Below are 23,334 nucleotides of genomic sequence, written 5' to 3' on the forward strand. Positions count from 1 at the left end.
GCGATGCGTCAATATTTACGCGCAACGGCGTCGTTCGTTGCCAGCTGCAAAAGGTCCGCGAAAAGGACGGCTCAGAGTGCGCTTACCCTTCTGACCTTCTGCAAGCCATTTCTCCATGACGCTGAGGATGAACGCGACAGCGGCCAGACCGTAGACCACAACCGCGTCGAAAATCCGAACTTCCGGTAGATGCTCCGGCGGAGCGTATTCCCGCAAAGCGCGCGCGACCGCCCCAAAAAGGCCGCCAAGAAACAGTCCGCCTGCTACACAAAGCATGATGACCGCAGCAAGAATCCCGACGATCCCGGCAAGGTAGGCACCCGTCTTATTGCCGCCAGTGATCCAGCACAGCGCGGCAGAAATCAGGCAGGCACCTATCATGAAAAGAAGCGGGACGTAGGAACCGCCCCATGCACGCATAAACCCGACAATCGCGAAGATCACGACTATGCCAATCATAATGAGCGACGCGTTCATTCAAACGGCCTCTACCAGCTACAAAACATGACGGATTGCCATCGCCGCACCGCTACCCAAAGTTTGACAGCAAGCATACAATCCCTGGCCCGGCCCGACGAAAACGCAATCGTCGACAAAGCGACGATTTCAGGCCGCTTTCTCGGTCAGCCGTTCGGGCAGCGCATTGGCCCAGGCCGAGATCGTCCCCGCACCCAGGCAAACCACCATATCGCCCGGTCGGGCCTGCTCGCGGACAAGGCGGGCAAGATCTGCCTCATCAACGACGGCGCGGGCATGGCGGTGGCCATGCGCAATCAACCCGGCGACCAGATCATCGCGGGATGCACCGGGGATCGGGTCCTCGCCCGCCGCATAGACCTCGGTTATGCCAACCACATCAGCTTCGTTGAAGCAGGTGCAGAAATCCTCGAACAGGCTGGAGAGACGTGAATAGCGGTGCGGCTGGTGCACAGCGATGACACGGCCCTTGGTGGCCTGACGTGCGGCCCTCAGCACGGCGGCGATTTCGACGGGGTGGTGACCGTAATCGTCGATGATGGTGACGCCGTCCACTTCGCCGACACGGGTGAAACGACGGCCAACACCGCCGAAACCGGCCAGAGCCTCGCGGATTTCAGCGCGCTTCATGCCAAGATGGCGGGCGACGGCAACCGCAGCAAGCGCGTTGGAGACGTTGTGATCGCCGGGCATGGGCAGGGTACAGTTTTCAATGACCGGCATGTCGCCGTCGTTAATGTCCGCCTCTCCCTGCAGGGCAACGTCGAAATGCGCGACCCCGTTTTCATAGGAAAGATTGACCGCTCGCACATCGGCCTGCGCGTTGAAGCCGAAGGTCACGACGCGGCGGTCAGACAGTCTGCCGACGAGCGCCTGAACCTCGGGATGGTCGGTGCAGCAGACGGCCAGGCCGTAGAATGGCACCGAGGATGCGAAGTTATAGAAACCCTCGCGCAGTTTATCGAAATCGCCCCAATGCTCCATATGCTCGGGGTCTATATTGGTGATTACGGCGATGGTCGCGGGAAGGCGGTTGAACGAACCGTCGCTTTCATCTGCCTCCACCACCATCCATTCGCCTTCACCCGCGCGGGCGTTGGACCCGTAGGCGTGGATCACGCCGCCATTGATGACGGTCGGGTCGAATTTGCCATAGTCCAGAAGCGTGGCAACCATCGTCGTCGTGGTCGTCTTTCCATGCGTGCCGCCAATGGCGATGTTGGAACGAAGGCGCATCAGTTCGGCCAGCATCTCGGCGCGGCGGACGATGGGAAGGCCACGGCTGCGGGCTTCTTCCAGTTCCGGATTGCCCCTTTTGATGGCGGTAGAGATGACAACCACGCCGGCCTCGCCGATATTTTCGGCCTTCTGACCTTCGAAGATGCGCGCGCCAAGCGATTCCAGACGGTCAGTGATCTTGGACCGTTTCGCATCCGAGCCCTGCACGTCATAGCCAAGCGTCATCAGCACCTCGGCAATGCCGGACATGCCAATCCCGCCGATCCCGACGAAATGGATCGGGCCAAGCTCTCCGGGCAGTTTCGTGGCTGCGTTCATGCGGCAATCTCCGTTACGATTTCATACAGACGCTGCGCGGCATCGGGACGGCCAAGTGACAATGCAGCAGCGGCCATGCCCGCCGCGCGATCCGGGTCGGTCAAGACCGCAAGCATGTCGCGCGTGAGCGTTTCGGGGTCAAGTATACTTTCAGGCAGCATCAGCGCCGCGCCCGCATCGGCAAGGGGCCGCGCATTGGCGGACTGGTGATCGCCCGTGGCTATCGCCAGCGGTACGAGGATGGAGGGTCGGCCAATGACGGTAAGATCGGCCGCGGTCGAGGCACCCGAACGGGCAACGACAAGCTGCGCGTCAGCGAAAAGTTGCGGCACATTGTCAAAAAAGGGACGGATTTCGGCGTCGATCCCGGCCTGTTCATAAGTGGCAGCAACGCGGTCGTGATCCTCGGCCCGCGCCTGATGGGCGACCCGTAGCCTTGCGCGAAGATCATCAGGCAGGATCGCTATGGCAGCCGGAACGACATCCGACAAAATGCGTGCGCCCTGACTGCCGCCTATGACGACGATGTTCACCGCCCCGTCACCCGGCGGAAGATATACCGCCCCGGCCTGTTCTTTCACGGCAGCGCGAACGGGATTGCCGGTATGGATACCTTCGACACCGTCCGGCAGCTCTGTCGGCCATGTCCCGCAAGCCACCTTGTCAACGCGCTTGGCAAACAGGCTGTTCACCCGGCCCATGACACCGTTCTGTTCGTGGATCATCCGCGGAATGCGCAGCATTCCGGCAGCGGTCATGGCCGGAACAGTCGGATAACCGCCAAAACCCACGACGATATCGGGCCGGTCAGCACGAAAGGCGCGCCGCGCGGCCAGCACACCGGCGGCAATCTTGAACGGCGCGGCCAGCTGTTGCAGATGCCCGCCCCGCGCAGTGGTCGCAGAGCTGACGATTTCACGCTTAACCTGATCCGGAAAGCCCGAGGCATATCGGGCACCGCGATCATCGGTAGACAGGCTGACGCGCCATCCATTGGCCAGCAGCACCTCTGCCAGTGCCTGCGCGGGAAACATATGGCCGCCGGTGCCGCCGGCCGCGATCAGTGCATATTTGGCCATCAGCGGCCCCGCCCGATGACGTCGGAAATCTCACCCTGCGGGCGATGGCGCGTCAGCGCCAGCAGCATCCCCACCGCAATGCCCGATGCAATGACAGACGATCCGCCATAGCTGACAAAGGGCAGCGTCATCCCCTTCGCAGGCAGCAGACGCACGGCCACACCCATATTGATCAGCGCCTGAACGCCGAAGGCACAGGCAAGCCCCGTCCCGGCGATACGCGCGAAGGGGTCCCGCTCTCGCAGCAGCCGCATGAGCGAGCGAAAGACGATGGTCGCATAAAGCGCGATGATCGCCAGCACCATGACCAACCCGTATTCCTCGGCGGCGACGGCGATGATGAAGTCGGTATGCGCGTCCGGCAGAGACCATTTCACTGTGCCTTCGCCCACACCGACGCCGAAGAAGCCGCCTTCCTGAATGGCGTTGGTCGCATAGCCGATCTGGGTGCGAGGGTCGATTTCAGCGGTCAGGAATCCGTCGATCCGGCGGGCAAAGTGCTCGGACGAGCCATATGCCAGAAAGCCGCCGAACACGGCCAGCCCCGCCACCACGACCAGCAGGATCATCGGTGCGCCTGCCACGAAGAACATCACGCACCATGAAAACAATACCAGCGACGCCTGCCCGAAATCCGGCTGCCCGACCAGCATCAGCACCACCGCTGCGGTGATGGCAAAACTGATCGTCTTGCCGGGCGGTCCGCCGACCTCCTGGCTGGCGGCCATGCACCATGCTACGGCAGCGACAAAGCAGGGTTTCAGGAATTCCGATGGCTGGACCGATGCAAAACCAAGGCTGAGCCACCGCGTCGCGCCTTTGCCGAAATCAGTGCCGATAAACGGCAGGGCGGCAACGACCAGCACAGATGCGAAGAAGCCGACAACGCCGATCCTGCGGATCTGATGCGGGCTGAGCAGCGAGATCACAAACATCGCCACCAGCCCCATGCCACCGAACACCGCCTGACGGGACACATAATAGAACGGCGGCAGGTTGTTCTTTTCCGCCAGCGGAACCGAGGCGGCGAGACCAAGCAAAAGCCCGATCGCGAAAAGGCACAGAACCGCCATCAGCGACCATCGGTCGACCGTGCGCCACCATCTGGGAAGAATCGGATCACCAACCCGCACTGGGGTCGCGCCAAAGACCATCTCGGTCATGGAAATACCGCCGTCACTGCCTCGAACCTGTCGCCCGTTTTCCGGGTCTGATGGGGCAGCATAACGCGATAATGCGTGCCGCGCTACAGGTGATTCGCTTTTCGAATGGGTCTTCAGCGGTCGCTTGCCCACACATTGCGTCGCAAAGCTGGACCTGCCAGCCTGTGACAGCTAATGTCCCGCCAACAAGCCAGAGGCGCTGCCATGACCGACGATCCGCTTTATTTCCTGATCCTGATCGCGCTTCTGGCGGTATTCGTCATCCTGATGGTCGGCATCGGCGGCTTCGGCGCGGGAGGAGAGTTCAACGCCAAGCACGGCAACCGCATGATGCGTTGGCGGATCATCGCACAAGCCGTCGCCATCGCACTCGTGCTGTTATTCGTGGCAGTGCGCGGCTGATGGTCGTACTGAACCGGATCTACACACGCACCGGCGATGCGGGCGAAACCGCACTGTCCGATGGCAGCCGCGTGTCCAAAACCGATCCGCGCGTCGAAGCCTATGGCACGGTCGATGAGCTGAATGCCGCGCTTGGGCTGTGCAGGCTGCATGGCGCCACAATGGCCGATGCTCTGGCGACCATCCAGAATGAGCTGTTCGATCTTGGTGCCGATCTGTCACGCCCGGACATGGCCGCGGACAAAGATGCGCCCTACCCGATCCTGCGGATCATTGATGCACAGGTGGCACGGCTGGAACGCGAAATCGACGCCATGAATAGCGGGCTGGAACCCTTGCGCAGCTTCATTCTGCCGGGCGGCTCAGACCTGGCCGCGCACCTGCATCTTGCCCGCACGATTGCGCGCCGTGCGGAACGCCATGCGGTGGCACTGGGCGCCACGGCGGATGTGAACCCTGTGGCGCTGCGCTATCTCAATCGGCTGTCGGATTGGTTGTTCGTTGCGGCAAGGGTTGCAAATCTTGATCGGGGCGGCGACCTTCTGTGGCAGCCAGGCGCAAGCCGGGGGGAGGCTGATTGACTTATTCGCCAACGCAGCGTCATCGGATTTTTTGCTATCCACCCGCGCACGGCGCCGCTATCAAATGCGACGAATTGCTAGAAGCAGTGAAAGGGAGAGAGTGCCGATGAAGGTTCTCGTGCCGGTAAAACGGGTGATTGACTATAACGTCAAGGCGAAGGTGAAGTCTGACGGTTCTGGGGTTGATCTTGCGAATGTTAAGATGTCGATGAACCCCTTTGACGAGATTGCCGTGGAAGAGGCGATCCGTCTGAAGGAGGCAGGCAAGGCCGAAGAAGTCGTGGTGGTTTCCATCGGCGTGAAGCAGGCGGCGGAAACCATCCGCACGGCGCTTGCGATGGGCGCGGACCGGGGCATTCTGGTGGTGGCCGCCGATGATGTGCACACCGATATCGAGCCTCTGGCCGTCGCCAAGATCCTGAAAGCCGTGATCGACGAAGAACAGCCCGGGCTGGTCATCGCGGGCAAGCAGGCCATCGACAATGACATGAACGCGACCGGCCAGATGCTGGCGGCATTGCTGGGCTGGGGTCAGGCGACATTCGCCAGCAAGGTGGAAATCGAAGGCGAGGCCGCGAAGGTCACCCGCGAAGTCGATGGCGGCCTGCAAACCATCGAGGTCAAGCTTCCGGCCATCGTCACCGCCGATCTGCGCCTGAATGAGCCGCGCTATGCCTCGCTGCCCAATATCATGAAGGCCAAGAAGAAGCCGCTGGAGGAAAAGACCGCCGGTGATTACGGCGTCGATGTCAGCCCGCGCCTCGAAATCACCAACACCGCCGAGCCAGAGGGCCGCAAGGCGGGGATCATCGTCGGCGATGTCGACGAGCTTGTGTCGAAACTGAAAGAAGCGGGGGTTGTGTGATGGCTGTTCTGCTGCTTGCTGAAGTCACCAATGGGGAACTGAACGCGGATGCCACCGCCAAGGCGGTCAACGCGCTCAAGGATCTGGGCGATGTGACGGTGCTCTGCGCCGGGTCCTCGGCCAAAGCCGCCGCCGGGGAGGCCGCGAAGATCGACGGCGTCGCCAAGGTGCTGGTCGCCGAGGATGATCTTTACGGTCACCGCCTGGCGGAACCCACCGCCGCGCTGCTGGTCGAACTGGCCGGCGATTACGACCACATCGCCGCACCGGCGACGACGGATGCCAAGAACATCATGCCGCGCGTGGCGGCTTTGCTGGATGTGATGGTGATCTCGGATGTGTCCGAGGTGGTGGATGCCGACACGTTCAAGCGCCCGGTCTATGCCGGCAATGCCATCCAGACGGTTAAATCGAAAGACGCCAAGAAGGTCATGACCGTGCGCACCGCCAGCTTCGATGCGGCGGGGATGGGCGGCTCGGCTTCGGTCGAAGATCAGGCCAACGGGTCTGACCCGGCACTGTCCAGCTGGGTCTCCGATGAGGTTGCCGAAAGCGACCGGCCGGAACTGACCTCGGCCGGGCGCGTCGTCTCCGGCGGTCGCGGCGTGGGCTCGGAAGAAAACTTCGAACTGATCGAAAAGCTCGCCGACAAGCTTGGCGCCGCCGTCGGTGCCTCCCGCGCAGCCGTGGATTCGGGCTATGCCCCCAATGACTGGCAGGTCGGCCAGACCGGCAAGATCGTGGCACCGGAACTTTACGTGGCCATCGGCATCTCCGGCGCGATCCAGCACCTTGCCGGGATGAAGGATTCCAAGATCATCGTCGCCATCAACAAGGACGAAGAAGCCCCGATCTTCCAGGTCGCCGATTATGGCCTCGTCGGAGACCTCTTCCAGATCGTCCCGGAATTCACCGAAAAACTCTGAGCTTCTTCATCTAAATACCCATATAACGCCCCGGAATCGCTCCGGGGCGTTTCTCATTTCGGCACAGTTCTCCGGGATCGCCACAGGACGCGGGTTGACGACGGGATTTCCATTGAACGCTCCACCCCCTTCGCCTTATCGTCGCAGCGATTATTGAAAGGGGCTTCGAATGGCAATTCAATCCGTTGGTGTGGTCGGTGCTGGGCAGATGGGCAATGGGATCGCCCATGTGTTTGCGTTAGCTGGCTATGATGTGCTTCTGACCGACGTGGATCAGGCCGCGCTTGAAAAGGCTGTGGCACTGGTGGGCAAGAACCTCGACCGACAGGTCAAGGGTGAGAAAATTTCCGAAGCCGACAAGGATGCCGCACTCGGCCGCATTTCCACCACGCTCTCGCTGCCGGATCTGGGCCGCTGCGATCTGATCATCGAGGCGGCGACCGAGAAAGAGGCCGTGAAGCAGAAGATCTTCGAAGAACTGCTGCCTCATCTGAAGCCGGAAACGATCCTGACATCAAACACGTCTTCGATCTCGATTACGCGATTGGCCAGCCGGACCGACCGGCCGGAAAAATTCATGGGTTTTCACTTCATGAACCCGGTGCCGATCATGCAGTTGGTCGAACTGATCCGCGGCATCGCCACCGATCAGGAAACCTATGACACGCTTGTCGAGGTGGTGGAGCGGATCGGGAAAACCTCTGCCACCGCAGAAGATTTCCCGGCCTTCATCGTCAACCGCATCCTGATGCCGATGATCAACGAAGCGGTCTATACGCTTTATGAGGGCGTTGGCTCTGTCAAATCTATCGACCTGTCGATGAAGCTGGGCGCAAATTGGCCAATGGGGCCGCTGGAACTGGCTGATTTCATCGGGCTTGATACCTGCCTGGCAATCATGGGCGTGCTTCATGACGGGCTGGCTGACACGAAATACCGCCCTTGCCCGCTGCTGGTCAAATATGTCGAAGCCGGCTGGCTTGGCCGCAAATCGGGACGGGGTTTTTATGATTACTCCGGCGAAACGCCGGTGCCCACGCGCTGATTAACGCCGCGACCAAAGGAAAATGGCCGGAGGCGTTGCCCCCGGCCATTTTTATCTGGATTTGTCTGCCGATCAGAGCTTCACGGGACGATCAGCCGCTTCGCGCCGCTCATTCAGGAAGGCGTCGAATTCCGTTTTGTCACGGGCTTCGCGCAGACGCTTCATGTATTCCATGAATTCACGATGCTCGTCTTCCAGACGCTTCAGCGTTTCGTCGCGATAGGAATCGAAGGCGGTGTTGCCTGTCGATTGGCTGGTGAAATGCGAGCGTGCCGAGTTGCGGCGTTTTGAACAGCTGAACATCCGATTGCTCCCGATCATGTAGAAGAGTAGCGCCAGACCCACGGGCCAGACGAAGATGAATGCGGCGATCATGGCCACGAGCCAGGCAGGTTTGCCACGTTCATCGAGCCAGTCACGCGCCTGTACCAGTAAACCGTTAATCCGGCTGAACAGGCTGGGCCGGTAGGTGGTGGTCGCGCCGTATTCCATATCTAGGTTTCCTTTGCTTGCTATGTGAATACTATTCACATTACCAGAGATGGTGCAAAAGCAGACCTTTATCAAGTGCCAGCCAACTAAAATCGTACGTAAATCGGAAAAAAGCTCTAAATCGTGGTCAGGGGCGCAAGCGCCGAGTCGATCAGTGCGCGACGAGGTTCAGGCCACGCAGGTAAATCAGCACCGCCGAACCGAGCATATCCTCGGGCGAAACAGGGGTTCGGGAATAGTTCTTGTTGCGGGCAAAAAGCTCCACAACACCGTGGCTGAGCGCCCATATATGGTTCGCCACCATGCGCGCGGGCGGACGTTCCTCTATCGGAAGACGTTCCGACAGACGCTCGGCACCACGGACCAGTACGCTGAAGGCACGTTCCGAAGTTTCCCATAGATCGGGGTTAGAGACGACGGCAATGTTGCTTTCGAACATCGCCGTATAATAGCCGGGGCTGTCGCTGGCGAATTCCAGATAGCAGTTGCCAACCCTCGCAAGGGCGACAAGCGGATTTGGCGTACCGTCAGCCCATGCGGCATTGACCTTTTCGGCAAATGCAACAAATCCGCGACGGGCGACTTCTTCCAACAGATCGTCCCGGCCCTTGAAATGCCGATACGGGGCCGCTGCCGAGACACCTGCACGACGTGCGGCCTCGGCCAGCGTGAATGCCTGCGGGCCACTCTTCTCGATCAGATAAACTGCGGCCTCTACAAGCGCCTCACGCAGATTGCCGTGGTGATAGGACTGTCGCTCCGGCACCGGTCAACTATCCTCGCCAAAGCGATTGGCGACCAGCTCGGCCAAAGCATCCGCAAGTTCATTGGCCTGTGCGCCCGAAACGGCTATCGCGATCTCGCTGCCTCTGCCCGCGGCAAGCATCAGAAGACCCATGATCGAATCGCCCGACACAGTCATCCCTTCGCGCGTCACCTGAACGTCCGCGTCGTATCGCTCGACCATTTCGACGAACTTGGCCGATGCGCGGGCATGCAGGCCCTTTTCATTAACGACAGGAAGAACTCGACTTACAGGCTGGTTCATTGTGCGACGTGGCGCGGGGCCAGTTCCTCATGAACCGAGTAGCTGTCGATGTATTTGCGCCCGGCCGCGACGGCATGGGCAGCGGCCTGATCGGCCGGTAGGTGACGCAGTTTCGCAAGCTTAACAAGCATGGGCAGGTTTGCGCCGTAAAGAATGACGCGGTTTCGGACGGAACAGGCCGGAAGCGACAGGTTAGAGGGCGATCCGCCGAAAATATCGGTGACCACGACGACGCCGTCGCCGTCATCTACATCATCCGCAGCCCGACAGATTTCGCGGCTTTTGGCGTTGCGATCGTGCTCATCCTCGATAGTGATTGTGCGCACGCCGGATTGCGGCCCAACCACATGCTCCATCGCGGAGAGATATTCCCGTGCCAGACCGCCATGCGCCACGATGACAATTCCGATCAAATCTGCGTTCCCTGAGAGGTTGAACCCGAAACAGCCAAACGCGGCTTTTCAGCATCGCGACGTTCAAGTTCTCTGTGACGTTTCGACACCTGCCAACCATGTTCGGCAAGCGCTTTTGACATAATTTCTGTCAGAGTGACAGAGCGATGTTGCCCGCCGGTGCAGCCAAAGCCGATGGCAAGATGCGTTTTGCCCTCGGCAAGATGTGCGGGTAGCAGGAAAAGAATGAGGTCACGGACCTTTTGCAGGAATTCGTCGAAGCGCGCATCCGACCTGACGAATCGCTGCACCGCGGCGTCCCGACCGTCCAAGGCACGAAGCTGGGGATTCCAATGCGGGTTTTCAAGGAAGCGGCAATCGAACATCATGTCGATGCCCCGCGGCACCCCGCGCTTGTACGAAAAGCTCTGCACCGATACCGCCAGTCTCGCATCCGGGTCGGTATCGAAAAAGCGCGACAATTCGGCCTTCAGATCGTGGGGCGACATTTCGGACGTATTAACCAGCACATCAGCGCGCACCCTGATTGGCGCCAGCAAATCCATTTCCGCCAATATCCCATCCAGCGGAGCCCCGTCATGCGCCATTGGGTGACGCCTGCGGGTTTCATTAAAGCGTCGGACCAGAATCGTCGAATCGCAATCGAGATAAAGAACCTCGGGCACGTAATCGGGATGACGGGTCAGACGGTCGATCAACTCGATCACTGCAGATGCAGAAAAATCGCGGTTCCTGACGTCGAGACCAAGCGCCAGCGGCGTCGGACGCGCGGGGCCGTCCAGCAGTCGAGGGACCAGCGACAAGGGCAGGTTGTCGATCGCTTCAAAGCCCAGATCTTCCAGTACGTTGATTGCCGTCGAACGCCCAGCCCCAGAGGGGCCGGTGACAAGCACCAGCCGTGTCGTGGGACTGTCCACCGCCGCCGGATTGGTGGCGTCGCTGGGGGTCATGGCTTCGTTCATGGCTTGACCGGCAACAACTCAACGTCGGGTACAAGGTGACCGCCCTGCAACAACAGGAAGATCGTATTTGAAAGATGATCCGATAATGGCCCAAGAACAAGAGGTAGTAACACATGCTTGACATGAGTGTTGCGATTAGGCGGCAGGCGTTCTGTTTCGTTTCGGCCAAGATCGACAACCAAATCTATGCTGCCCGGCTGGTAGGGAAGTCGCATGATCCCGATACGCCGCGCTTCTATCAGTCCAGCCAGTTGATCGGGCGGCTCTGCGAAAATCGCATTGCCCCGCCGGCACAGCCTGATCCTGTCATCCGCGATAAGTGTGGCGCCCAAGGCGATCAATCGCACGCAGAGGCTGGATTTACCGCTGCCGGATGGTCCGAGAATCAGCACGCCTCTGCCGTTTTGCTGCACTGCAGAGCCATGAATGGTTTCGCTTTCAACCACTTCGCTAACCAGCAAACACTTTTGCGGGCTCGATAACGCCCCTGTTTGCGCTAAACATTCCTGATTTCGCTAACATGGACCAATCCCCTCTTTTTTCACATAACTGCCATGTTATAGGGCTTTGGCAGACGTGCCTGTCCAGACTTTCAGCGGAGTTATTCATTCAATGTCGCAGTCCCGTGTAAACCCGAATTTCAAGCTAGAAGATCAGGGAATCAAAGGGGCCGGGTCCGTCTATTATAACCTTCTGGAACCCGCATTGATCGAGCATGCCATCTCGCGCGGCGAGGGCAAACTTGGTCTGGGCGGCACGTTTCTGGTGTCCACCGGAAAGCATACCGGCCGTTCGCCCAAGGACAAATTCGTTGTTCGCACAGCCGATGTCGAAGACACCATCTGGTGGGAAAACAACAAGCCGATGGACCCTGCCGCCTTTGATCGGCTGTACGAGGACATGCTGGCCCATATGAGGGGCAAGGATTACTTCGTTCAGGACCTTTATGCCGGTGCCGACGCCGAGCAGCGCCTTGATGTGCGCGTCGTGTCCGAACTGGCTTGGCACAACCTGTTCATCCGTCACCTGCTGCGCCGCCCGGCCGCGGACGAGCTTGCCGGGTTCGAGCCGGAATTCACGATCATCAACTGCCCCAGCTTCAAGGCTGATCCCAAACGCCACGGCTGCCGGACCGAGACGGTCATCGCGCTGAACTTCGAAAAGAAGATGATCCTGATCGGCAACACGGAATATGCGGGCGAAAACAAGAAGGGCGTGTTCACCCTTCTGAACTACATACTGCCCGGTCGAGGCGTCATGCCCATGCATTGCAGCGCGAACCATGCCCCCAAAGATGACAGCGACGTCGCTGTTTTCTTCGGCCTTTCGGGCACCGGAAAGACAACCCTTTCCGCCGATCCTTCGCGGGTGCTGATCGGCGATGATGAGCATGGCTGGTCGGACAAAGGTGTCTTCAACTTTGAAGGCGGGTGCTACGCCAAGACGATCAACCTGTCCGAGAAGGCCGAGCCCGAGATATTTGCAACGACGCGCAAATTCGGCACGGTTATCGAAAACATGGTTTACGATCCCGATACGCTGGTGCTGGATTTCGAAGACAGCTCGATCACCGAAAATATGCGCTGCGCCTATCCGCTGGACTATATCTCCAACGCGTCCGAGACCGGGACAGGCGGCGTGCCGAAGAATATCATCATGCTGACCTGCGATGCCTATGGTGTTCTGCCGCCTATCGCGCGTCTGTCACCGGCGCAGGCGATGTATCATTTCCTGTCCGGCTTCACGTCCAAGACCCCGGGGACCGAGGTCGGCGTGACGGAGCCGACGCCGACATTTTCGACCTGCTTCGGTGCGCCCTTCATGCCGCGCCGTCCGGAAGCTTATGGCGAACTGCTTCAACAAAAAATCGCCGAAACCGGCGCGACCTGCTGGCTCGTGAATACCGGCTGGACCGGGGGCGCCTTCGGCACCGGTTCGCGGATGCCGATCAAGGCGACACGCTCACTGCTGACGGCGGCACTGGATGGATCGCTGAACGATGCGCAGTTCCGAAAAGATGCGAATTTCGGGTTCGAGGTTCCGGTATCCGTTCCCGGCGTATCCGATGTCCTTCTGGACCCGCGCCGCACATGGGATGACGGCGCGGCATATGATGTGCAGGCGAAAAAGCTGGTCGAGATGTTCTCGGACAATTTTGCGCAATATATCGACAAGGTCGACGATCAGGTCAAATCAGCCGCCATTGGCTGAGTCCTTATTGCAACGCCGCTGAAAATGCCGGCTCAATCGGGCCGGCATTTTCACATAGGGAAGTTTAACGGCCTTCCGATATATGCCAGTCTCTGCACACAAAAAAGATTGGGAGGACAATATGCTTAGATTTTTATCCAGACCCGCCACACGATTGATGGAGCGATGGCTGCCCGACGCCTTCATCTTCGTGCTGGTGCTGACAGTGATTGCCATGCTGGCCGCGCTTGGCATTCAGCGCACGAACCCGGTGGAGCTGATCAATATCTGGGGCACGGGCTTCTGGGCTCTGCTGCAATTCTCTATGCAGATGCTGCTGGTGCTGGTCACGGGCTATATCCTGGCGACATCCCCGCCGGTCAAACGGCTTCTGTCGGCCCTGGCAAAGCAGGCCAAATCACCCGGTGCCGCGATCATTATGGTTACGCTGGTGTCGCTGGCAGCGGCGTGGATTAACTGGGGCTTTGGCCTTGTGGTCGGGGCCATCTTCGCGAGAGAGCTGGCGAGGCATGTGCGGGTCGACTATCGCCTGCTGGTTGCTTCTGCCTATTCCGGCTTCGTGATCTGGCATGGCGGCTTTTCTGGTTCTATCCCGCTGACGGTCGCGACAGAGGGGCATTTCACCGCCGATCAGATCGGGGTTATCCCTACATCTGAAACCATCTTTTCTTGGTGGAACCTGATGATGGTTGCAGTGATCGTCGTCGTGCTGCCCTTCGCCAACCGCATGATGATGCCCCGCGAAGAGGAAACCGTCCTGGTCGATCCGGCCACACTCGGCAACGACGAAGAACTGCCCCCACTGCGTTCTGACGCCACCCCGGCTGAGCGGTTGGAGAGTTCGCGCATCCTGATGTACCTGATCGGCATTCCGGGGATCATCTGGCTGGTGCTGTATTTCGCGGGCGGCGGCGGGTTGAACCTGAACGTCGTTAACTTCGCCTTCCTTTTCGTCGGCCTGACGCTTCATGGAACGGCACGCAGCGTGCTCGCTTCGCTTGACGATGCGGTAAAGGGCGGCGCGGGGATCGTCATCCAGTTCCCCTTCTATGCCGGGATCATGGCAATCATGACCGGCACGGGGCTGGCCGCAACGATGTCGGAATGGTTCGTGTCAATCTCGACGGCCACCACCCTGCCCTTCTGGAGCTTCATATCGGCCGGTATCGTCAACATCTTCGTGCCATCCGGCGGCGGCCAGTGGGCCGTTCAGGCCCCCATCATGCTGCCCGCGGCAGAAGCGCTTGGCGCAGATATCAGCAAGGTGATCATGGGCGTCGCATGGGGCGATGCCTGGACCAACCTGCTTCAGCCGTTCTGGGCACTTCCGATGCTGGGCATTGCCGGGCTGAAAGCGCGTGACATCATGGGCTTCTGTGTGGTCCTGCTGCTGATCACCGGCGTGATCATCGGCGGCATCCTCTGGTTCATCTGACGCAGCCGTGACAAACTTCGGCGCCGGTCAGACCGGCGCCGTTGCCTTTTCCAGCCAAGCCCGCGTTTCGCCATCGACGGCGGGGCCGATCTTTTCCAACACTTCGGCATGATAGGCATTCAGCCAGTCGCGTTCGGCTGGAGAAAGCATTTCCGTCACGATCATGCGCCGGTCGATCGGGGTAAAGGTCAGCGTCTCGAAGCCCAGCATATCGCGCCCATCCGGGCTTTCGGCGGGTGTCACAACCAGCAGGTTCTCGATCCGGATACCGAACGCCCCTTCGCGGTAATATCCTGGCTCATTCGACAGGATCATACCTTCTGCCAGCGGAACTTCAGATACACGGGAGATCCGCGCCGGACCTTCATGCACACACAGCGCCGCGCCGACGCCGTGGCCTGTCCCATGGTCGAAATCCAGTCCGGCCACCCAAAGCGGTGCCCGCGCGACGGCATCAATATCCCGGCCCGAGACGCCCTTCGGAAAACGCAATCGCGAAATCCCGATCATACCCTGCAGAACACGGGTAAAGGCGTCGCGCACCTGATCCGGCATATCACCGACCGCCACCGTGCGGGTAATGTCCGTCGTGCCGTTTTCATATTGTCCGCCAGAGTCCACCAGAAGGACCTGACCATTGGCAAGCGCCAGATTGCTTGCCTCTGACACGCGATAATGCGGAAGCGCGGCATGGGGTCCAACGGCGCTGATCGTCTCGAAACTGATGTCGAGGATACCGGCCTCGCGCCGCAGATCCTCCAGCTTTCGGGCCACGTCTATTTCTGTCAGCTCGCCGGGCGCATTGGCATCCAGCCAGCAGAGGAAGCGCGCCATGACGGCCCCGTCCCGGACATGCACCTCTCGCATTCCGTCAATCTCGGCAGAGTTCTTGCGCGCCTTCGGCAAGACGACAGGGTCATCCTCTGCCGCGATGGTAATCCCCCGTTCCTCCAGTATCTGGAAAACTGCCTCTGGGGCAGAGGCCGGATCGACCCGCACCGGTCCCGACAGATTGGCCAGTGCCGCCTCGAAACCATCGGGGTGAATGATTGAGACTTCATTGCCAAGCTGCTGACACAGGTCGGCCCCGAACTTCTCAGGGTTGGCAAACACCTGAACAGAGCCATTTTCGTCAATGACCGCGAAACCAAGCACGACCGGGTTACGCGGGATATCGCTGCCACGAATGTTAAGCAGCCAGGCCAGAGAATCCGCCAGCGTCAGAACCGCCGCCTGCTGCTGATTTTCGCGCAGCACCTCCGCAATACGGGCGCGTTTCTGTGCCGCGCTTGCACCAGCGATCTGATCGTCATGGATGCGGACTTTGCCTTTAGGCGGATCGGGCCGGTCGGGCCAGATTTCATCAACAAGGTTGGTGACCGGGACAATTGCGATATTATCATCTTGCAGCTTCTCACGAAGCTCCGCGATCTCATGATGGGTATGCAGCCAAGGATCAAACCCGACCCGGCCACCTTCCGGCAATGCATCCCGCAGCCAGCCTGCGGGGCGGTTCTTCGGAAAATCAACCGGCTGGAAATGGTCCAGATCCAGCTGCGCCCGCGCCTGAACCGTATATCGGCCGTCGACAAACACACCGGCCCTATCCGCTGTTATCGCCGCCTGGCCCGCGCTTCCCGAAAAACCGGTCAGCCATCGCAGGCGGGCATCTGCATCGGCCACATACTCGCCCTGATGCGCATCCGCGCGCGGAACCAGAAAAGCGTCAATGTCCCGCGCCTTCATCACCTTGCGCAGCGCCGCCAGTCGCGGCGGATGATCGGATGGGTTGCCGTCGTTTGAGAAGGATTGAAACATGCGGGCCTCCTGCGAGAATATCTTTATTTGTCGCGGTTTAGATCAGGCTGACCGACTTGCGCAACATATCTGCGCAAGCCCTGCCCGGCAATTTAACCAACGCGCCTGGGCGCGCCCCGTCCCATGACCCGCGCCCGCTGGCGGGGATCGGATTCGAACAGGCCGGCAAGCTGCTCGGTCATTGCACCGCCAAGCTGCTCTGCATCGGTGATCGTGACCGCGCGTTCGTAATAGCGCGTCACATCATGGCCGATACCGATCGCCAGCAATTCGACCTGACGACGCTTTTCGACCATTGCGATGACATCGCGCAGATGCTTCTCCAGATAATTCGCCGGATTGACCGACAGGGTCGAATCGTCCACCGGTGCCCCGTCAGAGATCACCATCAGAATCTTCCGCGCCTCTTGGCGCTTCACCAGCCTGCGATGCGCCCATTCCAGTGCCTCACCGTCGATATTTTCCTTCAGCAGGCCCTCTTTCATCATCAGACCCAGATTGGGCCGGACACGTCGCCAGGGCGCATCGGCCCCCTTGTAGATGATGTGACGCAGATCGTTCAGGCGTCCGGGAAGTGCGGGACGATTGTCTTTCAGCCATTGCTCCCGGCTTTGGCCGCCTTTCCACGCGCGGGTCGTGAAGCCAAGAATTTCAACCTTGACCTGAGAGCGTTCGAGCGTCCGCGCCAGCACATCGGCACAGATCGCCGCGATGCTGATCGGCCGGCCACGCATGGAACCGGAATTGTCGATCAGCAGGGTCACGACGGTATCGCGGAACTCCATATCCTTCTCGACCTTGAAGCTCAGCGGCGTGGTCGGGTTGGCGACAACACGGGCAAGACGGCCGGCATCCAGAACGCCTTCTTCCTTGTCGAATTCCCAACTGCGGTTCTGCTGCGCCTGAAGTCGGCGCTGCAACTTGTTCGCCAGACGACTTACGGCACCACGCAGCGGTTCGAGTTGCTTGTCCAGATAGGCGCGCAGCCGTTCCAGTTCCGCAGGCTCTGCCAGGTCCTCGGCCTTGATCTCTTCATCGAAGGCCTGCGTGAACACCTTATATTCGGCAGAGGCATCGCTGACGGGCGGCGGCAGTTCTTCCGGCATTTCGCCGTCAGGCATCTCGCTGTCTTCGGCAAATTCCTCTTCCGCGGAATCGTCAAGGCTGACCTGCGCCTGTCTTTCGTCCTGCGTGCGTTCCTGACTGCGCTCGGGGCTGCTTTCGCTGTCCTCACTGTCATCCTGATCGCGGGCCTGATTATCGCCCGCCTCGGGATCGGGTTCGGCCTCTTCGCTGGCATCGTCTTCCGGTTCGGCATCCGGGTCCTCGCCAAGCTGATCGCCATAGCCCAGATCTTCGATCATCCTGCGGGCGAGCCGTGCAAATTCGGCCTGATCCGGTGAAGCCTCACGGGCCGCTTCCAGCACATGGCCCGCCTGCTGGCTGACAAAGGGCCGCCACAGATCGGCGACATGCGCGGCTGCGGGCGGCAGCTTCCGCCCGGTCATCGCCTCGCGCAGGATGTAACCGGCAGCAACGGACAGCGGCACATCGGCTGGCTGCTTGACCTCTGCATATCCGCGACGCTCTGCCTCTGCCCCCATCTTTGCGTCGATATTAGACAGCGCGCCGGGCATTTCCCTTGCACCCACGGCCTCGACACGGGCTGTTTCCACCGCCTCGAAAATTTCCCGCGCCATCGGTCCGGCAGGTGCATATTTCGCATGGGTCGCTGCATCATGGTGGCGCAGGCGCATCGCAAAGGCATCCGCCGTGCCCCGCGCCTGCACGATCTCATCCCGGCCCATCCTGCGGCTGATCTGCGGCAGCCGCATTGTATCGCCCGCCACACCGGACGGATCGGCGGTAAAGGTCACGTTCAGCTCTGCCTCATCGGCAAGCGCGCGCGTCGCCTCGGTCAGGGCTTTCTTGAACGGATCGGCGGGGTTGTCGTTGGGTTTCATCCGGAAATCTCCCGAAGGACATCATAACGTCGATGTCGCGGCTTCATAGTCCGGCAGTGCACGAACGGCGCGGCGCCGCCGGACCGAGCAGCGCAAAAGCCGATCAACCCGCCTTCGCCGCCGCACTCTCCGGCAGTTCTTCGTCGAAGAGCCGCTGATAGAACTCCGCCACTGTCTGGCGTTCCAGCTCATCGCATTTGTTCAGGAAGGTCAGGCGGAAGGCATAGCCCACATTGTCGAAGATGCGTGCGTTCTGGGCCCATGAAATTACGGTGCGCGGTGACATGACGGTTGACAGATCGCCCTGCATGAAGGCCGTCCGCGTCAGGTCGGCCAGCGTCACCATGCGAGAGATAACGTCGCGGCCCTTTTCATTGTTATAGTTCGGGTTCTTGGCCAGAACGATCGCAGCCTCGGCGTCGTGGGACAGATAGTTGAGGGTGCTGACCAGCGACCAGCGGTCCATCTGGCCCTGGTTGATCTGCTGCGTGCCGTGATAGAGCCCGGTCGTGTCGCCCAGGCCGACCGTGTTCGCAGTGGCGAACAGACGGAAATACGGGTTCGGCGTGATGACCTCGTTCTGGTCCAGAAGGGTCAGCTTGCCGTCGGCTTCCAGCACACGCTGGATGACGAACATCACATCTGCGCGGCCCGCATCGTATTCATCAAAGACAATCGCGGTCGGGTTGCGCAGCGCCCAGGGCAGGATACCTTCGTGGAACACGGTGACCTGCTTGCCGTCCACCAGCTTGATCGCATCCTTGCCGATCAGGTCGATCCGGCTGACATGGCTGTCGAGGTTAACGCGGACGCATGGCCAGTTCAGCCGCGCGGCGATCTGTTCGATATGGGTGGATTTGCCGGTGCCGTGATAGCCTTGGATCATCACGCGACGGTTATAGGCAAAGCCCGCAAGAATGGCGAGCGTGGTGTCGGGATCGAATTTATAGGTGCTGTCCACATCGGGCACGCGGTCGCTCCGCTCTGCGAAGCCCTTGACCTTCATGTCGCTGTCCAGCCCGAACACCTCGCGCAGGTCGATTTCCTCGGTCGGTTTTGCGTTGGCGTCCAGATCGGCCATTCTTTTGCCCTTTCCCATTTGTCGCTGGTGTGATGAAGGATTCCCACGGCTGGTGCAAGCGCATCAGCACAGGTTTACGCAAGGCGGGATGGAACCTTCGCGCATCGGCGCTATTATGCTTGCGCAGCAGGAAAGGATGACGAATGGCCGGTTTGATAGCACTTCTTGATGACGTCGCGGGTATCGCAAAGGTCGCTGCGGCCTCAATCGACGATGTCACCGGCATGGCAGCAAAAGCCGGGGCAAAGGCCGCCGGGGCGGTTATTGACGATGCCGCGGTGACGCCGAAATACGTTCACGGCTTCGACGCCAACCGAGAGCTGCCTATCATCTGGAAGATCGCCAAAGGGTCCATCTTCAACAAGGTCGTGATCCTGCTGCCGATTGCACTGCTGCTGTCAGCCTTTGCGCCCTGGCTGATTTCCCCGCTGCTGATGCTGGGCGGGTCATATCTGTGCTTCGAAGGCGCCGAAAAGGTCTATCATGCGATTTCGCCGCATGACGATCCGCATGACCATTACGAAGGCGGCAAGGGCGACCCTTCCAAGCTGGAAGAAACGAAGGTCGCGGGCGCCATCAAGACCGATTTTATCCTGTCCGCCGAAATCATGACAATCGCACTGAACGAGGTGACGGCGCTGATGGCTGGCGGCGCCTTGGTGGGTGCGGCGAAATACGGCACGGAAGCTGGTGTGCTGTTCGTTGTTGCACTGGCGATCACGGTTATTGTTTACGGCTCTGTCGCGCTGATCGTGAAAGCGGACGATGTCGGCGTCGCCATGGCCAAACGTCAAACCGGGTTCGTCGCTGCACTTGGACGCGGAATCGTTCGGTTCATGCCGGGCTTTATGAAGGCCCTGACAATCATTGGCACCGCCGCAATGATCTGGGTCGGCGGCAATATCATCGTTCACGGCCTGCATGAAATGGGCTGGCACGCGCCATACGAATGGATCCATCATCAGGCCGAAGCCGCAGCGCAGCTGGTGCCGCAATTCGCCGGTATCGCCTCTTGGGCCACGACGGCGTTCTTCGATGGTATCCTTGGCCTGATCTGGGGGCTGATCCTGATCCCGCTGTCGGAATATATTATCGTCCCGCTGGCCAACGTGACGATTGTGCCGCTGTTCGCTGCAGTGAAGTCGATTTTCAAGCGAAGCGAGGCCTGACACGGCCTTGTTTCGCCGAAATCTTTGCGACCCACAAACCCCTAGCTTATAACGGGCGATATGGTAGTTTTGTGAATTTCATCCACAAGATTTTGGCTAAATTAACGAATTTTTCCTTTACAGCGGCGCCCTCCTGCCACAACCTGATCTTGTAGGAAGCAACGACGAAACCACATTTTGTCGTGGTCCTACACGAAACACGGTGGAACCCACCATCGGAACACAGGGGACAGCAGGCATGGCGCAGGCGGACAGCTTCATCCACAGCAGCGAAATCCACCCGATCGATATCGTTGAAACGATAGCGACCCACCATGAATGGGATTTCGACCGGCTCGCAGACGATCAGATCGCCATGGCGGTCGAGGGTCAGTGGCGCAGCTACTCCATCACCCTCGCCTGGTCGGGGGCCGAAGATATGCTGCGGCTGATATGTACGTTCGACATGGACCCGCCTTCCAACCGAATGGCCGATTTCTATGAAGCGCTGAACATTGCCAACGATCAGGTCTGGGACGGGGCCTTCACCTTCTGGCCGTCGCAGCGGATGATGGTCTGGCGCTACGGCCTTTGTCTGGCCGGGGAGTCCATCGCCAACCCCGAACAGATCGATCACATGATCCGCAATGCAGTCGAGCAGGCAGAGCGCCTTTATCCTGCATTCCAGCTTGTCGCATGGGGTGACAGCACTGCCGAGGCTGCCATGGACATCGCAATGGGCGCTGCCTACGGGCGCGCCTGACCAGTACCACCGCCGCGCTAGTGCCGCAGGATAGCAGCATGGATTTTTCTGAAATCAACACACGCGGCATCGTGCTTGTCGGCTGCGGTCGTATGGGCGGGGCCATGCTGAAAGGCTGGCTTAAAAACGGCATCGCCCCAGAGGCCGTGACCGTCATTGACCCGCACGCTGCGGCCGAATGGGCCAATAAGGGAATACGCCTGAACGAAGAGGCGCCGGAAAATCCGGCCGTTCTGGTGCTGGCGGTCAAGCCGCAAATGATGGCCCAGGTGCTGAACGATCTTTCGGCGACAGATGGCACACTGATCTTGTCGGTCGCGGCGGGCGTCACGCTTTCGACCTATGAGCGCGCCTTCGGTGGCGCTGCGATTGTTCGTGCCATGCCGAACACACCCGCCGCGATTGGTCAGGGCATAACCGCCATCGTCGGTAATGAAGAGGCCGGAAAAGGATCGCTGGATGTTGCCGAGCGACTGCTCTCGGTGGTCGGACAGGTCGTCAGGCTGGAGGACGAAACCCAGATGGACGCGGTAACGGCGGTTTCCGGTTCCGGGCCTGCATATGTGTTTCACCTGATCGAATGCCTGACCCGTGCCGGCGAAGAACAGGGGCTTTCCTCTGATCTGTCGTTGCAACTTGCAAAGGCGACCGTCGCAGGTGCCGGCGCTTTGGCCATTGTTGAGGACGTACCGCCCGCCGCCTTGAGAGAGGCGGTTACCTCGCCCAATGGAACGACGGCTGCAGGGCTTGCGCAGTTGATGGACAGCGAGACCGGACTTGCGCCATTGATCGGGCGGACAGTCGCGGCAGCGGCTGACCGCTCTCGCGAGCTGGGGCAATAGCTGGCTTCGGCGGTCAGCCGGATAGAAATCGGGTCCGCAAACCTGCTAGGCTCTCATTGATTGTCCGATTGGCGGAGGGAGGCCCCGATGAAACTTCTTGTCACACGTCGTATGACCCCAGCTGCAGAGGCCGCGATTTCTCAGCGCTTCGAAACAACCTTCCGCGACAGCAATACGCCTTTGACGGAAGCCGAAGCAGCACAAGCATTGGCCGAATATGATCTGATCCTGCCGACCCTCGGCGATGGCTTTCGCGGGGATGCTTTTAAACAAGGAACAATACGGACCAGGCTGCTCGCCAATTTCGGCGTCGGCTTCAATCACATTGACATCGATGCCGCGAAGGCCGCCGGGATCGCCGTGACCAATACACCCGAGGTGGTCACGGATTCGACGGCCGAACTCGCCGTGACCTTGCTGTTGATGACCGCCCGCCGCGCCGCTGAGGGCGAAAAGCTTGCCCGCAGCGGTCAGTGGGAGGGCTGGCACCCGACGCAAATGCTGGGATCGCAGGTGTCGGGACGAACCCTTGGCATCATCGGCATGGGCAGGATCGGCCGCACAATCGCGAAAAAGCTGCACCACGGCTTTGACATGCGCGTCGTCTTTTTCAACCGCTCCAAGGTCTCATCGCTCGATTTCCGGGCTAGGCAGCTGCCCTCGGTCGCGGAGGTTATGCAGAATGCCGATTTCGTGGTGATTGCCGTTCCGGGCGGAACCAGCACGCACCATCTCATTGACGCTGCCTCATTGGAGGCGCTTGGCCCGGATGGCATCCTCATCAATATCGCCAGAGGCGACGTGATCGACGAAACGGCCCTGATCGAGGCGCTGTCGTCCGGAAAGATCCGCGCCGCAGGCCTGGACGTTTACGAACATGAACCCAAGATTCCGCCGAAGTTGCGTGCATTGGACAACGTGGTTCTGCTTCCCCATCTTGGCACCGCGGTCGAACAGACGCGTACCGAAATGGCGATGCGAGCGCTGAACAATCTGTCCGCTTTCTCGTCAGGTGATCCCCTGCCCGATCAGGTCGCCTGAGCACGACCCTTAATTTATATC

Annotated in this window: 24 protein-coding genes; 11 read left to right on the forward strand and 13 right to left on the reverse strand. The window is 60.0% G+C overall.

The annotated features are described in order from the left end of the window. Positions 1 to 15 precede the first annotated feature (15 nt). The 4 genes from PAF20_RS11930 to ftsW all read right to left on the reverse strand — a co-directional run bounded on the left by PAF20_RS11930 (position 16) and on the right by ftsW (position 4,276). Positions 16 to 477 (reverse strand): hypothetical protein, encoded by a 462-nt coding sequence (locus PAF20_RS11930; protein ID WP_271070855.1) that lies wholly within the window; start codon positions 475 to 477, stop codon positions 16 to 18. 129 nt (positions 478 to 606) lie between these two features. Next, entirely contained in the window at positions 607 to 2,034 is a 1,428-nt protein-coding gene (gene murC / locus PAF20_RS11935; protein ID WP_271070856.1) for a UDP-N-acetylmuramate--L-alanine ligase, read from the reverse strand. Next, the gene (locus tag PAF20_RS11940) at positions 2,031 to 3,113 is read right to left on the reverse strand and encodes a UDP-N-acetylglucosamine--N-acetylmuramyl-(pentapeptide) pyrophosphoryl-undecaprenol N-acetylglucosamine transferase (RefSeq protein WP_271070857.1); all 1,083 of its coding nucleotides are present in this window, start codon (positions 3,111 to 3,113) and stop codon (positions 2,031 to 2,033) included. The genes murC and PAF20_RS11940 overlap by 4 nt, the downstream gene beginning before the upstream one ends. Continuing rightward, the gene (gene ftsW / locus PAF20_RS11945; protein WP_271070858.1) at positions 3,113 to 4,276 is read right to left on the reverse strand and encodes a putative lipid II flippase FtsW; all 1,164 of its coding nucleotides are present in this window, start codon (positions 4,274 to 4,276) and stop codon (positions 3,113 to 3,115) included. The genes PAF20_RS11940 and ftsW overlap by 1 nt, the downstream gene beginning before the upstream one ends. Before the next feature lie 204 nt (positions 4,277 to 4,480). Between ftsW and PAF20_RS11950 the strand changes: the two genes are divergently transcribed. The 5 genes from PAF20_RS11950 to PAF20_RS11970 all read left to right on the forward strand — a co-directional run bounded on the left by PAF20_RS11950 (position 4,481) and on the right by PAF20_RS11970 (position 8,095). Next, positions 4,481 to 4,678, forward strand: coding sequence for a twin transmembrane helix small protein (locus tag PAF20_RS11950; RefSeq protein ID WP_271070859.1), 198 nt, complete (start codon positions 4,481 to 4,483; stop codon positions 4,676 to 4,678). Continuing rightward, positions 4,678 to 5,259 (forward strand): cob(I)yrinic acid a,c-diamide adenosyltransferase, encoded by a 582-nt coding sequence (locus PAF20_RS11955; RefSeq protein ID WP_271070860.1) that lies wholly within the window; start codon positions 4,678 to 4,680, stop codon positions 5,257 to 5,259. The genes PAF20_RS11950 and PAF20_RS11955 overlap by 1 nt, the downstream gene beginning before the upstream one ends. 106 nt (positions 5,260 to 5,365) lie before the next feature. Next, positions 5,366 to 6,124 carry an electron transfer flavoprotein subunit beta/FixA family protein gene (locus tag PAF20_RS11960; protein WP_271070606.1) on the forward strand — a complete coding sequence of 253 codons (759 nt, stop codon included), beginning with the start codon at positions 5,366 to 5,368 and terminating at the stop codon, positions 6,122 to 6,124. Beyond that, positions 6,124 to 7,050 carry an electron transfer flavoprotein subunit alpha/FixB family protein gene (locus PAF20_RS11965; RefSeq protein ID WP_271070861.1) on the forward strand — a complete coding sequence of 309 codons (927 nt, stop codon included), beginning with the start codon at positions 6,124 to 6,126 and terminating at the stop codon, positions 7,048 to 7,050. The genes PAF20_RS11960 and PAF20_RS11965 overlap by 1 nt, the downstream gene beginning before the upstream one ends. A 169-nt stretch (positions 7,051 to 7,219) precedes the next feature. Then, positions 7,220 to 8,095 (forward strand): 3-hydroxybutyryl-CoA dehydrogenase, encoded by an 876-nt coding sequence (locus PAF20_RS11970; RefSeq protein WP_271070862.1) that lies wholly within the window; start codon positions 7,220 to 7,222, stop codon positions 8,093 to 8,095. 72 nt (positions 8,096 to 8,167) lie between these two features. Here the strand turns inward: PAF20_RS11970 and PAF20_RS11975 are convergent, their stop codons facing one another. The 6 genes from PAF20_RS11975 to PAF20_RS12000 all read right to left on the reverse strand — a co-directional run bounded on the left by PAF20_RS11975 (position 8,168) and on the right by PAF20_RS12000 (position 11,471). Then, positions 8,168 to 8,587 (reverse strand): DUF2852 domain-containing protein, encoded by a 420-nt coding sequence (locus PAF20_RS11975; protein WP_271070863.1) that lies wholly within the window; start codon positions 8,585 to 8,587, stop codon positions 8,168 to 8,170. Positions 8,588 to 8,738: 151 nt separating this feature from the next. Continuing rightward, the gene (locus PAF20_RS11980) at positions 8,739 to 9,353 is read right to left on the reverse strand and encodes a TetR/AcrR family transcriptional regulator (RefSeq protein ID WP_271070864.1); all 615 of its coding nucleotides are present in this window, start codon (positions 9,351 to 9,353) and stop codon (positions 8,739 to 8,741) included. A gap of 3 nt (positions 9,354 to 9,356) precedes the next feature. Beyond that, complete coding sequence (locus PAF20_RS11985) at positions 9,357 to 9,635, reverse strand: HPr family phosphocarrier protein (RefSeq protein ID WP_271070865.1); 279 nt, start codon at positions 9,633 to 9,635, stop codon at positions 9,357 to 9,359. After that, positions 9,632 to 10,048, reverse strand: coding sequence for a PTS sugar transporter subunit IIA (locus PAF20_RS11990; protein ID WP_271070866.1), 417 nt, complete (start codon positions 10,046 to 10,048; stop codon positions 9,632 to 9,634). The genes PAF20_RS11985 and PAF20_RS11990 overlap by 4 nt, the downstream gene beginning before the upstream one ends. Further along, positions 10,045 to 10,998, reverse strand: coding sequence for an RNase adapter RapZ (gene rapZ, locus PAF20_RS11995; RefSeq protein WP_271073321.1), 954 nt, complete (start codon positions 10,996 to 10,998; stop codon positions 10,045 to 10,047). The genes PAF20_RS11990 and rapZ overlap by 4 nt, the downstream gene beginning before the upstream one ends. An 8-nt stretch (positions 10,999 to 11,006) precedes the next feature. After that, positions 11,007 to 11,471 carry an HPr kinase/phosphorylase gene (locus PAF20_RS12000; protein WP_271070867.1) on the reverse strand — a complete coding sequence of 155 codons (465 nt, stop codon included), beginning with the start codon at positions 11,469 to 11,471 and terminating at the stop codon, positions 11,007 to 11,009. Positions 11,472 to 11,622: 151 nt separating this feature from the next. Here PAF20_RS12000 and PAF20_RS12005 point away from each other — a divergent pair, with 151 nt between their 5' ends. Continuing rightward, positions 11,623 to 13,221, forward strand: coding sequence for a phosphoenolpyruvate carboxykinase (locus tag PAF20_RS12005; protein WP_271070868.1), 1,599 nt, complete (start codon positions 11,623 to 11,625; stop codon positions 13,219 to 13,221). Between the two features lie 121 nt (positions 13,222 to 13,342). After that, entirely contained in the window at positions 13,343 to 14,656 is a 1,314-nt protein-coding gene (locus PAF20_RS12010; protein ID WP_271070869.1) for a short-chain fatty acid transporter, read from the forward strand. A gap of 27 nt (positions 14,657 to 14,683) precedes the next feature. On the opposite strand, the gene PAF20_RS12015 is transcribed toward PAF20_RS12010, so the two are convergent. The 3 genes from PAF20_RS12015 to cobS form a co-directional block, all read right to left on the reverse strand. Next, positions 14,684 to 16,474, reverse strand: a complete 1,791-nt coding sequence (locus PAF20_RS12015) for an aminopeptidase P family protein (protein WP_271070870.1) — start codon at positions 16,472 to 16,474, stop codon at positions 14,684 to 14,686. A 92-nt stretch (positions 16,475 to 16,566) separates the two neighbouring features. Next, positions 16,567 to 18,438: a cobaltochelatase subunit CobT gene (gene cobT / locus PAF20_RS12020; RefSeq protein WP_271070871.1), complete on the reverse strand. Its 1,872-nt coding sequence runs from the start codon at positions 18,436 to 18,438 to the stop codon at positions 16,567 to 16,569. A gap of 103 nt (positions 18,439 to 18,541) precedes the next feature. Next, on the reverse strand, positions 18,542 to 19,519 hold the full coding sequence (gene cobS, locus PAF20_RS12025; protein WP_271070872.1) for a cobaltochelatase subunit CobS: 978 nt from the start codon (positions 19,517 to 19,519) through the stop codon (positions 18,542 to 18,544). A gap of 143 nt (positions 19,520 to 19,662) precedes the next feature. On the opposite strand from cobS, the gene PAF20_RS12030 reads away from it, so the two are divergent. The 4 genes from PAF20_RS12030 to PAF20_RS12045 all read left to right on the forward strand — a co-directional run bounded on the left by PAF20_RS12030 (position 19,663) and on the right by PAF20_RS12045 (position 23,313). Then, positions 19,663 to 20,688, forward strand: coding sequence for a DUF808 domain-containing protein (locus PAF20_RS12030; RefSeq protein WP_271070873.1), 1,026 nt, complete (start codon positions 19,663 to 19,665; stop codon positions 20,686 to 20,688). Between the two features lie 238 nt (positions 20,689 to 20,926). Continuing rightward, complete coding sequence (locus tag PAF20_RS12035; protein ID WP_271073322.1) at positions 20,927 to 21,430, forward strand: type III secretion system chaperone family protein; 504 nt, start codon at positions 20,927 to 20,929, stop codon at positions 21,428 to 21,430. 38 nt (positions 21,431 to 21,468) lie between these two features. Further along, entirely contained in the window at positions 21,469 to 22,272 is an 804-nt protein-coding gene (proC, locus tag PAF20_RS12040) for a pyrroline-5-carboxylate reductase (RefSeq protein ID WP_271070874.1), read from the forward strand. 87 nt (positions 22,273 to 22,359) lie between these two features. Further along, positions 22,360 to 23,313: a 2-hydroxyacid dehydrogenase gene (locus PAF20_RS12045; RefSeq protein ID WP_271070875.1), complete on the forward strand. Its 954-nt coding sequence runs from the start codon at positions 22,360 to 22,362 to the stop codon at positions 23,311 to 23,313. Positions 23,314 to 23,334: the final 21 nt, after the last annotated feature.

The organism is Paracoccus albus (assembly GCF_027913035.1).
Lineage (GTDB): Bacteria > Pseudomonadota > Alphaproteobacteria > Rhodobacterales > Rhodobacteraceae > Paracoccus > Paracoccus albus.

Excerpts from the sequence above, each read along its gene's own strand:
- PAF20_RS11930 (WP_271070855.1), bottom strand. The coding sequence starts at position 477 with ATGAACGCGTCGCTCATTATGATTGGCATAGTCGTGATCTTCGCGATT.
- murC (WP_271070856.1), bottom strand. The coding sequence starts at position 2,034 with ATGAACGCAGCCACGAAACTGCCCGGAGAGCTTGGCCCGATCCATTTC.
- PAF20_RS11940 (WP_271070857.1), bottom strand. The coding sequence starts at position 3,113 with ATGGCCAAATATGCACTGATCGCGGCCGGCGGCACCGGCGGCCATATG.
- ftsW (WP_271070858.1), bottom strand. The coding sequence starts at position 4,276 with ATGACCGAGATGGTCTTTGGCGCGACCCCAGTGCGGGTTGGTGATCCG.
- PAF20_RS11950 (WP_271070859.1), top strand. The coding sequence starts at position 4,481 with ATGACCGACGATCCGCTTTATTTCCTGATCCTGATCGCGCTTCTGGCG.
- PAF20_RS11955 (WP_271070860.1), top strand. The coding sequence starts at position 4,678 with ATGGTCGTACTGAACCGGATCTACACACGCACCGGCGATGCGGGCGAA.
- PAF20_RS11960 (WP_271070606.1), top strand. The coding sequence starts at position 5,366 with ATGAAGGTTCTCGTGCCGGTAAAACGGGTGATTGACTATAACGTCAAG.
- PAF20_RS11965 (WP_271070861.1), top strand. The coding sequence starts at position 6,124 with ATGGCTGTTCTGCTGCTTGCTGAAGTCACCAATGGGGAACTGAACGCG.
- PAF20_RS11970 (WP_271070862.1), top strand. The coding sequence starts at position 7,220 with ATGGCAATTCAATCCGTTGGTGTGGTCGGTGCTGGGCAGATGGGCAAT.
- PAF20_RS11975 (WP_271070863.1), bottom strand. The coding sequence starts at position 8,587 with ATGGAATACGGCGCGACCACCACCTACCGGCCCAGCCTGTTCAGCCGG.
- PAF20_RS11985 (WP_271070865.1), bottom strand. The coding sequence starts at position 9,635 with ATGAACCAGCCTGTAAGTCGAGTTCTTCCTGTCGTTAATGAAAAGGGC.
- rapZ (WP_271073321.1), bottom strand. The coding sequence starts at position 10,998 with ATGACCCCCAGCGACGCCACCAATCCGGCGGCGGTGGACAGTCCCACG.
- PAF20_RS12005 (WP_271070868.1), top strand. The coding sequence starts at position 11,623 with ATGTCGCAGTCCCGTGTAAACCCGAATTTCAAGCTAGAAGATCAGGGA.
- PAF20_RS12010 (WP_271070869.1), top strand. The coding sequence starts at position 13,343 with ATGCTTAGATTTTTATCCAGACCCGCCACACGATTGATGGAGCGATGG.
- PAF20_RS12015 (WP_271070870.1), bottom strand. The coding sequence starts at position 16,474 with ATGTTTCAATCCTTCTCAAACGACGGCAACCCATCCGATCATCCGCCG.
- cobT (WP_271070871.1), bottom strand. The coding sequence starts at position 18,438 with ATGAAACCCAACGACAACCCCGCCGATCCGTTCAAGAAAGCCCTGACC.
- cobS (WP_271070872.1), bottom strand. The coding sequence starts at position 19,519 with ATGGCCGATCTGGACGCCAACGCAAAACCGACCGAGGAAATCGACCTG.
- PAF20_RS12030 (WP_271070873.1), top strand. The coding sequence starts at position 19,663 with ATGGCCGGTTTGATAGCACTTCTTGATGACGTCGCGGGTATCGCAAAG.
- PAF20_RS12035 (WP_271073322.1), top strand. The coding sequence starts at position 20,927 with ATGGCGCAGGCGGACAGCTTCATCCACAGCAGCGAAATCCACCCGATC.
- proC (WP_271070874.1), top strand. The coding sequence starts at position 21,469 with ATGGATTTTTCTGAAATCAACACACGCGGCATCGTGCTTGTCGGCTGC.
- PAF20_RS12045 (WP_271070875.1), top strand. The coding sequence starts at position 22,360 with ATGAAACTTCTTGTCACACGTCGTATGACCCCAGCTGCAGAGGCCGCG.